Source organism: Streptomyces sp. NBC_01224, from assembly GCF_036002945.1.
Taxonomy (GTDB): domain Bacteria; phylum Actinomycetota; class Actinomycetes; order Streptomycetales; family Streptomycetaceae; genus Streptomyces.
Map to the genome: position 1 here is coordinate 110142 of NZ_CP108530.1, position 12111 is coordinate 122252.

Consider the following 12111-nt stretch of genomic DNA (forward strand, 5'->3'; position numbering starts at 1 on the left):
GGCGTCGCTTCAACCGGTCACAGACCGGCGACGTCCCGGGCCCTTTTCAGCACGGAGCCGAGCGCGTCCACTGCGGCGCCGTGCCGCCTCGCGCGCGCCGCCCGGTCCGCCGGTACCAGCCGCGCGGCAGCCTGCACGGCATAGGCGTCCGGGTCGCCGAAAGCAGTCCGCGGGTGCTCTCCCGCATCCGCGCAGTGTGTCGTGACTCCCTTGACCGCCTGGAGCACCACTGCCCGGTCCGCTCCCGGCTGCATGGCCAGCCGTACCTGGAAACGAGCCATCCACTTCTCGCGGTCCTTCTCCCTCGCCGCGTCCGTTGTCCGGTCCTTCTTCGCCACGTGCCCTCCCGGGTAATCGGCAGCCGTCCGTCAAGGGGCCGGACGCCTGGGTATCGAAACGGGTTGCACAAGCAAGAAGCTGATGAGCCCCAGGTGACTACGTGAGCCACACTGGCCCTACCGGCCCGGTCCACCGTCACGGAACGTCACAAGGCACGGGTTCTGGCACAGCTCCCAGCCCCGCCCTGCCCGGAAGTCCTGGCGACAGACCTCCTGCCTCAGTGACAACTATCGTGCTTCGGCTCACTTTCTTGAGCCGAAGCACGATAGTTGTCACCGGCAAAGCCGCCTGAACCGGCGGACAGGACCGGTCGAGGCAGCCTAGGTGCCACCAATGAGGCATTCGGCTTGTCACAAGTGCTCATTCGGAGGCCGTTCTGTCACCAGCACCGAGGCGGACCGGGGGCGTTCGCTGCGGTCCGCCGAGGTTGCCCTCGCCTGCGGCAATCCTGCTCCCAGCCACCCGCACCACCCACGCAACGACTCCGCGAACTTTCAGCTATCAGTGAGGAGTTGGATGTGTTCCGGTGTCTCGCTGGCATGATGAGGGAACAGGGGCAGTTGCCTAGTGTCCGTGTGATTCGGGGGGTGCCATGGGAGCGGATGAACTCGCCGCGGCCGCTGTCGGGGTCCTGGCGGCTGTGATCACGGGAACAGCGACCAGAATGGGCGAGCAGGCCGGGGCCGCCGTCGCGCAGGTCGTACGAGACCGGCTGGGAGCGTCGGATCGCGGCCGGGCCGCACTGGCAGATCTTGAGGAGACCGGGGCGTCCCCGGAGACGCGGGCCGGGGCATCGGCGGTTCTCGCCGAGGAGATCGAGACCGATCCCCAGTTGCAGCACGCACTGACGGTTCACCTGAGCGCACCGCATGCTGCCGGCGGTGTGGTCATCGACCGCAGCCGGATGCGCGGCGACAACCCGATCCTGGTCGGCAGCGGGACGATCAACTTCAGGAAGCCGACGTCAGCGGCCGGCATGGTGGCGCTCGTACTGGCCGTGCTGGTGGTCCTCGCCGTGATCGTCCTCGCTGTGTACGGCGGGAGCCGGATCCTTAGTTCTGATGACTCTCCGGACAGCGGCCGCGGTTCCACATCCGCGACGGCTGGCAAGAGCGCCGGATCGGCGTCGGGCAGCGGCAGCGGCAGCGGCAGCGGCAGCGGCAGCGAGGAGAGGACCACTACACCTCGTGCGCTGACTGTGGCCGAGACGGAAAACGTGGTGCCTGGACTGGAGGACATGCCGTCGGGCTGGGCAGTCTTCAGTGCGCCCAACGGATTCCCCTCTGAAGGGGACAAGGGGTGTAACGCGGGAACTGCGAACTATCAGAACCCGGAAAAGAACTCGGGCAACCTCAATGTGCTCTACCGCGTGACCGCGTGCCGAGACGTCCAAACGGTGATCGACGGGTACGCGGAGTTTTTGAAGGGTGTCGAAACCAGCGATCCCAAAGAGACACGTATCGCGATGCCGAAGTGTGGTGATGAGAGCTTCGCGACCAGCTACACCATCACTGACGGCCAAAGCGACTGGAAAGGCGACCACGTCGAGATGCGGGCCCGGGTGGGGGCGGTCCTCATCGACATGAACTACGGCCCGATCGGCGACGGCCCCTACAGGCTCGACTTCGTGCAGCGGGCCCAAGAACTCATGCAACTCGTCTGCGACCGGGCCGCCGCTTCGCAGAGCACTCCCTGACCGCCTCCGCCCCTGAACGGCGCGGGCGTCACAGCGCCTCGAGTACGGCGTTGCAGATGGTCACCGCGTCGGCATGAGTAAGCGAAGACCACCGACGGAGGTGCTCTGTGACAACAGACCTGCCGATGTGACACCTATCGCGCTTCGGCTCATCAAGAAAGGTTTATCGCAGTCGTGAATTCCGTGCGGCTAAAACTCAATGTTGAGCCACTCCACGTCCGTGAATTTCACCTTCAGGCCCGCACGACCGCCACCGCCTTGACGGAAATAGGCGTCCGCGATGGCCTCTGCGACCGCCTCGTGCAGGTCGGTGTCCGTCGCACCCTCCTCCTGTGCCGCCAGGATGAGGGCCGCGTGGGAGGGCGACACGGCGATGCTGAGGTCCCGTACCCGGGCGTCGTCCGAGGACCCGTTCGCGGTGAAGCCGAGGGAGGCCCGGAACTTGATGACGAGCCCGCCCGAGGTGGTCGCGCGCTGCCTCACCCGCGCCCTGACCTGCGGTTGCCACTCCGATTCGGTCTCCTGTACCAGTGCCTCCTGGAGGCGCTTGTTCGGCTCGGTGGAGGTACCTGAGAGGTAGCACTGCACCGTCTTGCGGGAGACGCCCAGGCGCTCCGCCAGGCTCTTGGTGGAGCCCTTCTCCCGCTTGCGAAGGAATTCCATCTGGGCTCGCGCGGATTTCGGCGCGGGACGGGTGAACAGGGCGCGCTCCGCGCGGGCGAGGCCCTCCATGATCTTGGCGCGCGTCCGGGCCGCCTGCTGTGCCTTCTCCTCGTCAGTCATGTGATCAGCACAGCGGTACCGGCCTGTGGACAGAGGCTGACGCTGGACGGTGTTCCGCCGCCCGTCGAAGGGGTTGACGGCGCAGGTCAGCGGGTCTTGGGTTGAGGGCCACGTCCAGAGCAAGGGGGCTGGCCATGGAACTGCTCAAGTTCTCCGACCGACTGCCGCAGTGTTCACGCTGCCGAGGCGACCTCATCATGAGCGGAGTGGCACCGCAGAACGACGAACATGGACGGCCGATCCACCTGGAGTTGTGCCCGGCCTGCGACACCGGCGACGCCGACCGCCCGGCGGCCGGCCTGTTCGTCCAGTGGTTCGCCGACGGCGGCGGCCATGACGAAGGCCGCGTCCAGGAGGGCGCGCACCTGCTGATGGAGTGGACGAAGGAGTGCATGGCTGTCCACGGCTGGTACTTGCAGGACGCCCCGCCCGATCAGCTCTGAACACCGTCTGACGCCCCAGTGGTGGCAAGGTGCTGGCCGATCCCACTCCTTCGGGTGAGGGCGCTCTGGCGGGGCTGGAGCAGGGTCAGTACGTTCCCCTGGACTTGATGATCGAGGGGGAGGGCTAAGGGATGAACGAGCGCGGCGCGTTACGGGGACTGCGGGTCTTGATGTGGGTGGTCATCGCCATCGAGGTGCCGGTGTACCCGGTGTGGCTGGTCCAGGTCGGCCACCAGGCCGGGGCAGCAGCTGCCCCGCGGTGACGTCGCGCGGTGGGCGCCGCCCGTCCTGCTGCCGTCGGCGGCCGTGCTGTTCTGCGTGATGGCGGGCTGGACGTGGTGGATGAGCGTGGTGGCGCAGACCCGCTCCCCGCTGCGGGAGCGGTGGATCGTCGCGTCGCTGCTGTTCGTCGCCGTCGCGTCGGTGTTCTGCGGGGTGGCCTCGGTCGACGACCCATCGGTATCGGTGGGCTTGCTGAGCGCCACCGTGACCGGGCTCGGCATGATCGGGCTGTTCTTCATCCCGGCCGCCTGCTCCCGCCAGCTGCCCGACGTCATCCGCTGGTGTTCCACCCAAGCGCCTGGCGAGCCGTCCTGATGCCTCCGACCCGGCCTACGACGTGAGTCCCTCACCCACTCGGCCTGCAGTCGCTCTACCTGCTCCAGCACGAAAGGACTGCGCGGGGGAGGCCGGCCCGCCCTCGCCGCCTGATCATGTAACCGGCGCCTCACCCATCAGCGCATTAGAAGGAGAGCACCATGCTCTCCTCGGCGGCGATCACCTCGCCCGAAAAGCTGCTGCAGGCATCGGCGGTCGAACGCGTGCGGTCGCTGCCGGGCCAGAAGTGAGTGAGAAGCAGGCGCTTGGCCCCGGCACGGGTGGCCCAGGCCCCAGCATCCACGGCGCTCATCAGGTGGTGATCGCCGCTGTCGGCGGATGCGCCCTGAAGCGTGGCTCCCGCAATGAACAGATCTGCCCCTGCCGCCAGCCGGGCAAGGGCAGGGTCCGGTCCGGCATCGCCGCTGTACGCAAGGGTCAGGCCCGGCGCGGTCAACCGCACGCCCGCATGCGGAACGTGATGCGGCAGCAGCATGGCATCGAGCCGGAACGGTCCCACCTGGTGGCTCGAAGGGAGCGAGTGCACGTCGAAGACGTCGAGCAGGTCCTCGGTCGGTTCCATCGCCTGGACTCGGCCAATCACTCCAAGAGGGCAGTACAACGGCAGGCGGGCGCCCCGCTCCTCCGCGAAGTGGAGCGAGCGACACAGGGCGCTGAGGTCGGCGCAGTGGTCGGGGTGTTCGTGGGTGACCACCACGGCGTCCACCTGCCCGTCGGCACAGCATTCCAGCAACCGCGGGAAAGTCGCGTAGCCCAGGTCCAGCACCAGCCGGAACCCGTCGTACTCCAGCAGGAAGCCGCTGGCGCTCCGGCCAGCCTCAGGCCAGGCCCCACATGTCCCCAGCACCGTCAGTCTGCGCACCAGCCGATGCTCTCATGGGTAGTTCTGCAGGCCGAACTTGCACGGCCCGGGCGCAACGGCGGTTTTCACGCGGTGAAGCGGCAGACCCGGCCTAAGCCAGATGATCAAGAAACCCGGCAAATGCTACGGGTCAGAGCACCAGCTACATGCTGGATGGCCAGGGTCCTCGCCGGATGCGGCGGTTAGGCACCGGGGTTGGCCGCAGGCGCCACCCCTAATTGGTTGTGTGCGTGGGGTAGACCTCAACGTCGGTGTAGGCGCCCTTGATCTCCCCCGCGCCCGCGGGCCATTTCAGGCTCACGGTGTGGGTCTCGTTCGGGGGCGTCACCAGGATGTTGGTCGGGGACGCGAGGCTGTTGCCGGTGTTGTCGATGTCGTAGGCGAGGTTGAAGACGGCGGCGTCGCCGGGCTTCAGGGTGGTGATACGCGGCTGGGCGTGGCCGCGCTCGATGGGGTTCGAGGTGTTGTCGGTGTCCTTGATGTCGACGCCTGCGAAGCCCGTCGCCGAGCAGGTGGTCGAACCCCGGTTGATCATGGTGATGTCGATCCTGCCGGAGTCCTTGTCGGGCGCAGCGTCCCTGGCGTCGATGGCCAGGTCCTCCGTCTTGCAGAACGTGACCTTGGCGCCGGTCGTCGTCGCGCCGTTCGCGGCTGCCTCTGCCTTGGTGTCCTCACCGGAGCCCGACTTCGCGTTGCCGGCCTCCGAGACGCCGGAGCCTGAGCCGCCCTCCGACTTCGAGCCACCGTCCGAGGACGAAGAAGACGAGGACGAGGAGCCCTTGGAGGACGAGTCCTTCCCGGAGCTGTCGCTGCCACAGGCGGTGAGCGAGAGGGTGGCGGCGACGCCGATGGCGGCGAGAGCAGTGATACGGGTGTACTTCACGGTGTTCCCCCGGGAATAGCGCGGTGCATGCGGTCGGAAGTATTTGTATCTCGCACCGAGTCACAGGCCGTCCTCCGCGACGTCTTCGTTCTGTCACAGGCGCATTGACCTCACGGTCCGCCAAGGCGCCACACTCGTTCTGTCGCAGATGGCGACGTACACATCGACGATGCACGTGATCACCCGCGTTCGTGGTCCCGGCCAGAACGAGCACTTCACTCCTCGTCGGAATCTCGATTGCGCTGGGGCTGTAGGCCGCCAGGCAGGCCCGAGAGCTGGCTGGCCGAGCATGTTGATGTGACGGCGTGCAAACGGCGAGAGGCGGGCCACGTCCTCGTCCCGGACCGCGAACCCGTCTGCGCGGAGCTGGGTGACGGTCGCACTCGCACCTGCCAACGATCTCCGGCTCGCCCAGCGGCAAGGTCCGCTGGACGACGAGTTGGGTGTTCTGGCGCTCAGTCCAGGGTGAGTTGCAGGTTGACCGTTTTGCCAACCGTCAGGGGCTGAGTATCGCCGCGCGCGCCCGGGGCTATCCGGGGATGGTGCCGAGGTCGACGCCGGTCAGGTCGCGGCCGATCGACTAGACGCCAGGCCCCTTTCAGAAGCTCATCGACAGCCGCCCGTTCCTCCGGCGAGAGATGCCGCATGCAGGCAGGGACCCCATCAAGGGTCCCGTTACGACAGGGGTACCTTCCGCTCCCTCGGCAGCGGCCCCGGTACTTGCGTTCGACGAGCCGTTGGGCGGCAAGGACGCGTTGGACCAGCACAGGCGTCATGGGCGCAGCCATTGAGACGCCTGCCGACCCCGAGCCAATCGGTAAGCGCTGGTCCCATTGGCCAAGGCGAGGTGAGCGTCATGCCCGCACCGTAGTGCCCTATCTGCACCCACCAGCAAGTCCTGGCCACTGCACGAACAGCCCCCATGTGCTGCCTGGGAGCTGGCCGCGGACCGCATGCACCGCGCGCGCCGAGCAGCAGGCGAACATCCGTTTGCTGCACAGCGCTGCTGCGTTGCAGCACGAGCCCCGCTGCACAAGCAGCACCCGTGTGCCGCCCGGGGCGCCGGCCTCGGAATGTCATCGCTCTCTGGCACCCGTGCAGCACCGCCCACCACGTCCCTGCCGCACCCACAGCAGGGGGGCAGCAGACACAGCTGCGCCCCCGGGCCAGCCAGTGGTCCGGGGGCGCTGCACGGGTGCTCGGGAGGCTCCTACAACTCAACGTACGCGACGATTGTGATCTGTCGAAGGGCCGTGACGTAGTAGATGACGCGGACCCCGTCGACGTCGTCGACGTAGTCGCGCAGCAGGGTATCGGGCACTGGGGTGCCCAGCTCCGGGTTGACGCTGATCGCGACGATCGCGCGGTCCAGGCGGTGTGTCTCGGTGGTCTCGAACCTCTCAGGCCCCTTTGGACTGTCGCAGAGTTCACCTCTGCTGAGGGGAGGCTTCGAAGATCCCCTTCAGCTTTAACCTCGCCGTTTCGGTTGGGCTGAGGCGGCGTCGCTGATCGCCAACCGAAACGGCGAGGCTAGCAGCCGCAACAGTCGTTGCACGATCGCTGGTTCGGGTGATGCACCGAGACGTGAGCACTCGCGGTGGTGGAGGTGATCCTCTTCGGTGCGCCGGCCACAGCTTGACCTTCGAGTCGGGTGGAAGGTTTAGCGTCGATGGTATGTGACCTACCGCATCTCGCAGCTCGCCGAGCTGAACCTGCCTCCCCGACATCGACGGCCCGCCTCCCTCACAGACGGCGGGTCGTCCGCAGCATCGCTTCCTTCAAGATGCCGATTCATCCGAGTGCTCCGGTGACGTGCGGCCACGGGCCCGTCGCAAGAGGTGCCTCGCGAGCAACAGCACCCAGACCACGAGAAAGAGCGCCGCGACAACCCTCAACCAGGGAGCAGTGCCGTTACTGGCTGCTGTCCACCCGTAGAACACGATGCTCAAGCACATCCCGCCCGGGCCAGCGAAGAACTCGGCTCTCGGATTTCGTGACATCCCCACCCTCCTCTTGCTCTCCCAGTCTGCGCCCGCGCCACTCCTGGCCCTGTTCAGGATCCGTCCCATATCCCCAGACGCTTGAGTCGGCGCTGCCGGAGGCGCTCTGAGACAGCCGTGAGGGCGAAGACAAAGCCCAGAGCCAGCCCGAAGACCACAGCGAACATGGGGTCGTCGGGCTCCTCCTCACGCGACAGCATCAAGAAGAAGAGCGCGAAGGGAACGGCCACGCAGAGACCGGTGCCGAGTGGGTGTCGGGCCACCCACTTCTGGATCCGAGTCGGACGCCGCTGCCCACCCAGGGCCCGATCCAGGGTCCAGAGAGCATCGCCCAGAGGTCGCCGCCAGTTTGCCATGGCAGAAGAATATGGCAGCCGATCACCAGCCCTCCCCGGACGAGGGCTGGTGATCAAGCCGCGGTCTGTCAGCCACCGCGACCAGGAACTGACGTCATTTCTCGGGCTCTGGCTCACTTTCCGTGGAGGGCTGACTGAGTGTGATGTCAGTGGCACGTGGTGAGATGGCCGGACTATGTCGTCTGTCGTGAACGACTCCGATCGAGTGCAGTGGCACTACACCCCCTTCGAGAGCGTGGGACCGCTCCGATTCGGCATGAGTCACGAGGAAGCCAGCGCCGCGATGGAGCTGCAGGGGTTCACTGGAACCGTCTCCCCCATGCAGCGACACGGCGACCTTGTGCTCCAGGCCGTCTTTCGCGAGATGACCGCCCCGGCGTACATAAGGGCTGTCACCGTCTACTACAGGGAATCCGGCGGGCTGGCCTGCGTAGTCGTCGACGCACTGTGTGGACCACTGGTCTCGATGGACGGGATGCAGTTGGTTGGGCGGGTGCCTTCCGAGCTGACGGAACAGTTCCACGATTACCAGGAGGGGCGCGGCATGAGCCCCATGATCTCTGTCGAGGGTGATGCGGCGTCGGACGAGCTCGGGATCATGGTGCGTGCGCAACGAGCTGGCGACATCTTGCTGTCACGACCGGTCTTCGCGCGATTCGACGGCTGGGCTTACACCGTGCATGACTGCGTCCCTAGGGACGAGTGGACTGTCCGCTGATAATGGCGCGACATCAAGTGGCGCACCGGCAGGGCGCCAGGTCAGTGACGCCCTATATGCCCTGACTGCATGCTTCACGAGTAGAGCAGGACGCGTTTGCGGAGGAGGGCGAAGCCGGCTCGGCCGAACATCTGGCGTTTGAGCATCTTGATTCGGTTGACGTGGCCTTCGACGACGCCGGAGCTCCAGGGCAGTGTGAGGCCGGCGATGACGGCATCGCGGTCACGGTCGATGCCTGCGGCGAGGGTGTGGAGGCCGGGGAGGTCGTCTCGCCGGACGGCGTCGAGCCACTGCGGCAGCCGTTCGCCCCGGCGCTCTGTGAGCATCTGTCCGAAGGAGCGGACGTGGCCGGTGAGGGCGTCGAGTTCGGGGCAGTGGACCAGCACGGCTTTGAGCCGAAGGTGCTCGGTCTCGGTGAGGCTCTCCGGCCGGCGGAGGATCCATCCAGCGACGACCCGGGGTGACGGTGGGCGAGCTGTGACGGGGCCCGGTGAGAGGCGCTTCTCCCGGAAGTAGGCGCGAACCCGCTGGTAGCTGCCCTGATAGCCGAGCGGCACGATCTCCTCCCATGCCGTCCATGCGTTGGTGCAGCCTTGGGTCCAGCGGTCATCCAGGTAGGGCTTGAAGGCGTCGAGTTTGGATGGCCGGCCTTGCCACTGCCCGTGGAACAGTTCTTCCGGGGTCGTTGCGTCGGCGAGGAGCTTGACGGTGCGGGAGGTCATATGGAGTTGGCGGCCGATGGCCCTCCGGCTGAGCCCGGCTGCCAGTAGTTCGTGGACGGTCGCGTGCTTGTCGCGGGTGCGGTCAGCGAAGCGGTGTCCCCTTGGCCAGGGCGAGTCGGAGGGGGATTCGAGCTTCTTCGGCTCGGGGGCCAGCTGGGCTGGATTCGGCGCCAGGACCTGCAGGCATCTGCGGTGGTACGCACCCCGCCCGTCCCACCTGGCCGGACATCCTGCGCATGGACCGTGCTCGCGTACTGCCTCACCAGCGGCTGGCCACGCTGGACGAGCGCCTGGCCGGTGCGGCGGCCCGGCCGGTCGTCCTGCCCGAGACGATCGTCGTCGACCGGGGCAAGGTCTTCGTCTCCCGGGCATTCACCGCCGCCTGCGAAACCCTCGGCATCAGCGTCCAGCCTGCCCCGCCCCACGCCCCCACCGCCAAGGGCATCGTGGAGCGTGCTTTCGGCACCATCAACGCGCTGTTCTGCCAGCACCTGCCCTGAAGTTCCCCCCTGGTCTTGGACAGCGGTTGCTTACGCTGCGGGGGTGAAGTCGTGCTGCAGCCTGGCTCGGGTTTCGAGTGGGGTGAGGTACCCGAACTCGGGGTGCTTGCGGAGCCTGGTGCGGTTGTACTCGACCTCGATGAAGCGGAAGATGTCAGCGCGGGCCGCCTCGCGGCTCTCCCAGACGGCGGTGCCGATCTCCGCTTTCAGCAGTCCGAAGAAGCTCTCGGCTGCGGCGTTATCGTAGCATATGCCGGTTCTTCCCATGCTCTGCCTCAGGTTCAACTCCTGTAGTTCGCGGCGGAATTCGCCACTCGTGTACTCGCTTCCGCGATCGGTGTGCATGATGCAGCCACCCTGAAGGTCACCGCGGCCGGCGGCCATCCGCAGCGCGTCGGTGACCAGCTCGGCACGATGGTGTTCGGCCATCGCGTAACCGATCACCTCGCGCGTCGCCAGGTCGATGACGGTCGCGAGATACCACCAGCCGTCGATCGTCGGCAGATAGGTGATGTCACCGACGAGCTTCATGCCGGGCCGGTTAGCGGTGAAGTCGCGGCCGACCAGGTCCGGAGCCGGTGCGGCCTTGGTGTCCTGTTGCGTCAGGTGGCGGCGTCTGCGGCGGGTGATGCCGCGGATGTCGCGCTCGCGCATGATCCGCTCGACCTTCTTCCGGTTGATCGCATGTCCCTTGCGCCGCAGCGCGGCGTGCACGCGCGGGGCGCCGTAGGCACCCCGCGAGGAGGCGTGGATCTCACGGATCTCCTCGCTCAACTCGTCCTCGGCGCACTGTCGTTCGGCCGCTGTCGGCCGGGCCGCCAGCCAGGAGTAGAAGGTGGAGCGGTTGATCCCCGTGACACGGCACAGCAAAGCCACGCTGTAGCCGCCAGGGTTGGCCTCGGCGGCCTTCTCCGCGTCGATGAAACGGCACAGCGTGCCTACTTCATCGTCTCCTTCGCGAAGAAGGCCGCTGCTTTTTTCAAGATCTCGATCGTCTGCTGCTGTTCCCGGTTCTCCCTGCGCAGCCGCTGGAGCTCATCCTTCTCCGCCGTGGTCAGCGCGCCGGGCGCCCCCTCGCCGCAGTCGACCTTCGCCTGCTTCACCCAGCCGCGAAGCCCCTCCGCACTCACACCGAGTTCCCGGGCGACCTCGGTGACGTTCCGCCCTGACGACCGGACCAGTGCCACCGCGTCCCGCTTGAACTCCGACGTGTACCGCTTGCTCATGTTGCTCTTGCCACTCAACCTGGACTGCTTCCTCCGGGACTGATCCGTCCCAGTATCAGGCTGTCCACTTCAGAGGGGGAACTTCAGCCCGGCTACACCGGATCCGACGTCATCCGCCGCGGGCCCGACGCCGAGAAAGAGGCCTGCTGCAGCGTCGCCCACCTGCAGGACCTCCTCGACGAATGGCTGGTGCACTACCACCACCGCCCCCACGAAGGCCTGCGCCCCCCCGATGATGCCCCGCAAAGCCCTCACCCCGAACCAGATGTGGGCCGCCCTCGTCGCCGTCGCCGGACACGTCCCCGTCCCGCTGACCGGCCACGACTACCTCGAACTGCTGCCCGTGCGCTGGCAGACCATCACCGCCTCCGGAATCCGCATCCACCACCGCACCTACGACGCGGACCTCCTCGCCCCCTACCGCGGCCAGCCCTCCCCCAACCCCGGCCGTAACGGGAAATGGGAGATCCACTACAACCCCCACGACGTCCGCCAGATCTGGGTCCGCCTGCCCGACAGCCAGCTGACCGAGATCCCCTGGATCCACCGCGACCACGTCCACCAGCCGTTCAACGACCACACCTGGCAACACATCAGAACCCTCACCCTGCACAGCAACAGCGGCGACGCCGAGCAATACGAAGCCGACCTCGCCGATGCCCTCGACCAGCTCATGCGGCGCGTCCACAGCGGCCACGCCACCAAAGCCGAACAGGCCCTCATGGCCCGCGCCGCCACAGTCCCGCTCCCCACAGCCCGACATCCCGAACACGACATCCCACAGTCCGCCGACACCCCGGCGCCGCCCGCACCGTGGGACGAGGACGACAGCATCGACGACCTCGACGATCTCCCCGACGACGACGCCAGTCCCGTCGCAGCCACCGGGTTCAGGCTCTACGACGCACACGAGGAAGCCGACAAGTGGTGAACACCCGCCCACGCCCCGCGGCGCAGAACTCGAG

14 protein-coding genes and 2 pseudogenes are annotated in these 12111 nt (G+C 67.0%); 7 read left to right on the plus strand and 9 right to left on the minus strand.

What is annotated here, in order from left to right:
- Window positions 1–17: 17 nt before the first annotated feature.
- Window positions 18–338: a hypothetical protein gene (locus OG609_RS44940; RefSeq protein WP_327278506.1), complete on the minus strand. Its 321-nt coding sequence runs from the start codon at window positions 336–338 to the stop codon at window positions 18–20.
- A gap of 665 nt (window positions 339–1003) precedes the next feature.
- Between OG609_RS44940 and OG609_RS44945 the strand changes: the two genes are divergently transcribed.
- Window positions 1004–2035: a hypothetical protein gene (locus tag OG609_RS44945; RefSeq protein WP_327278507.1), complete on the plus strand. Its 1032-nt coding sequence runs from the start codon at window positions 1004–1006 to the stop codon at window positions 2033–2035.
- A 189-nt stretch (window positions 2036–2224) separates the two neighbouring features.
- Here OG609_RS44945 and tpg read toward each other — a convergent pair whose 3' ends face one another.
- Entirely contained in the window at window positions 2225–2818 is a 594-nt protein-coding gene (tpg, locus tag OG609_RS44950; protein WP_327278508.1) for a telomere-protecting terminal protein Tpg, read from the minus strand.
- 134 nt (window positions 2819–2952) lie between these two features.
- On the opposite strand from tpg, the gene OG609_RS44955 reads away from it, so the two are divergent.
- From OG609_RS44955 to OG609_RS44965, 3 genes are all read left to right on the plus strand, one after another.
- On the plus strand, window positions 2953–3261 hold the full coding sequence (locus OG609_RS44955) for a DUF6300 family protein (RefSeq protein WP_327278509.1): 309 nt from the start codon (window positions 2953–2955) through the stop codon (window positions 3259–3261).
- A 131-nt stretch (window positions 3262–3392) separates the two neighbouring features.
- Window positions 3393–3524 (plus strand): hypothetical protein, encoded by a 132-nt coding sequence (locus OG609_RS44960; protein ID WP_327278510.1) that lies wholly within the window; start codon window positions 3393–3395, stop codon window positions 3522–3524.
- A 43-nt stretch (window positions 3525–3567) separates the two neighbouring features.
- The gene (locus OG609_RS44965) at window positions 3568–3858 is read left to right on the plus strand and encodes a hypothetical protein (RefSeq protein ID WP_327278511.1); all 291 of its coding nucleotides are present in this window, start codon (window positions 3568–3570) and stop codon (window positions 3856–3858) included.
- 145 nt (window positions 3859–4003) lie between these two features.
- Here OG609_RS44965 and OG609_RS44970 read toward each other — a convergent pair whose 3' ends face one another.
- The 4 genes and pseudogenes from OG609_RS44970 to OG609_RS44980 all read right to left on the minus strand — a co-directional run bounded on the left by OG609_RS44970 (window position 4004) and on the right by OG609_RS44980 (window position 7854).
- On the minus strand, window positions 4004–4741 hold the full coding sequence (locus OG609_RS44970; RefSeq protein ID WP_327278512.1) for an MBL fold metallo-hydrolase: 738 nt from the start codon (window positions 4739–4741) through the stop codon (window positions 4004–4006).
- A 214-nt stretch (window positions 4742–4955) separates the two neighbouring features.
- Window positions 4956–5624: a DUF4232 domain-containing protein gene (locus tag OG609_RS44975; protein WP_327278513.1), complete on the minus strand. Its 669-nt coding sequence runs from the start codon at window positions 5622–5624 to the stop codon at window positions 4956–4958.
- 215 nt (window positions 5625–5839) lie between these two features.
- Window positions 5840–6005, minus strand: a pseudogene (locus OG609_RS46660) (Tn3 family transposase); the annotation flags it as partial.
- Between the two features lie 1672 nt (window positions 6006–7677).
- Window positions 7678–7854, minus strand: a complete 177-nt coding sequence (locus OG609_RS44980; protein WP_327278514.1) for a hypothetical protein — start codon at window positions 7852–7854, stop codon at window positions 7678–7680.
- A gap of 313 nt (window positions 7855–8167) precedes the next feature.
- On the opposite strand from OG609_RS44980, the gene OG609_RS44985 reads away from it, so the two are divergent.
- Window positions 8168–8698, plus strand: a complete 531-nt coding sequence (locus OG609_RS44985; protein ID WP_327278515.1) for a hypothetical protein — start codon at window positions 8168–8170, stop codon at window positions 8696–8698.
- Between the two features lie 74 nt (window positions 8699–8772).
- On the opposite strand, the gene OG609_RS44990 is transcribed toward OG609_RS44985, so the two are convergent.
- Window positions 8773–9420 (minus strand): transposase, encoded by a 648-nt coding sequence (locus OG609_RS44990; RefSeq protein ID WP_327278516.1) that lies wholly within the window; start codon window positions 9418–9420, stop codon window positions 8773–8775.
- Between the two features lie 200 nt (window positions 9421–9620).
- On the opposite strand from OG609_RS44990, the pseudogene OG609_RS44995 reads away from it, so the two are divergent.
- Window positions 9621–9917 (plus strand): annotated as a pseudogene (locus OG609_RS44995) (transposase); the annotation flags it as partial.
- A gap of 33 nt (window positions 9918–9950) precedes the next feature.
- On the opposite strand, the gene OG609_RS45000 reads toward OG609_RS44995, so the two are convergent.
- Together OG609_RS45000 and OG609_RS45005 are read right to left on the minus strand one after the other, a co-directional pair.
- Window positions 9951–10853, minus strand: a complete 903-nt coding sequence (locus OG609_RS45000) for an IS3 family transposase (RefSeq protein ID WP_327277901.1) — start codon at window positions 10851–10853, stop codon at window positions 9951–9953.
- Window positions 10854–10858: 5 nt separating this feature from the next.
- The gene (locus OG609_RS45005; protein ID WP_327270990.1) at window positions 10859–11146 is read right to left on the minus strand and encodes a transposase; all 288 of its coding nucleotides are present in this window, start codon (window positions 11144–11146) and stop codon (window positions 10859–10861) included.
- 232 nt (window positions 11147–11378) lie between these two features.
- Between OG609_RS45005 and OG609_RS45010 the strand changes: the two genes are divergently transcribed.
- Window positions 11379–12077 (plus strand): Mu transposase C-terminal domain-containing protein, encoded by a 699-nt coding sequence (locus tag OG609_RS45010; RefSeq protein ID WP_327278517.1) that lies wholly within the window; start codon window positions 11379–11381, stop codon window positions 12075–12077.
- Window positions 12078–12111 lie beyond the last annotated feature (34 nt).

Excerpts from the sequence above, each read along its gene's own strand:
- OG609_RS44945 (WP_327278507.1), top strand. The coding sequence starts at position 1,004 with ATGGGCGAGCAGGCCGGGGCCGCCGTCGCGCAGGTCGTACGAGACCGG.
- tpg (WP_327278508.1), bottom strand. The coding sequence starts at position 2,818 with ATGACTGACGAGGAGAAGGCACAGCAGGCGGCCCGGACGCGCGCCAAG.
- OG609_RS44955 (WP_327278509.1), top strand. The coding sequence starts at position 2,953 with ATGGAACTGCTCAAGTTCTCCGACCGACTGCCGCAGTGTTCACGCTGC.
- OG609_RS44960 (WP_327278510.1), top strand. The coding sequence starts at position 3,393 with ATGAACGAGCGCGGCGCGTTACGGGGACTGCGGGTCTTGATGTGGGTG.
- OG609_RS44990 (WP_327278516.1), bottom strand. The coding sequence starts at position 9,420 with ATGACCTCCCGCACCGTCAAGCTCCTCGCCGACGCAACGACCCCGGAA.
- OG609_RS45005 (WP_327270990.1), bottom strand. The coding sequence starts at position 11,146 with ATGAGCAAGCGGTACACGTCGGAGTTCAAGCGGGACGCGGTGGCACTG.
- OG609_RS45010 (WP_327278517.1), top strand. The coding sequence starts at position 11,379 with ATGATGCCCCGCAAAGCCCTCACCCCGAACCAGATGTGGGCCGCCCTC.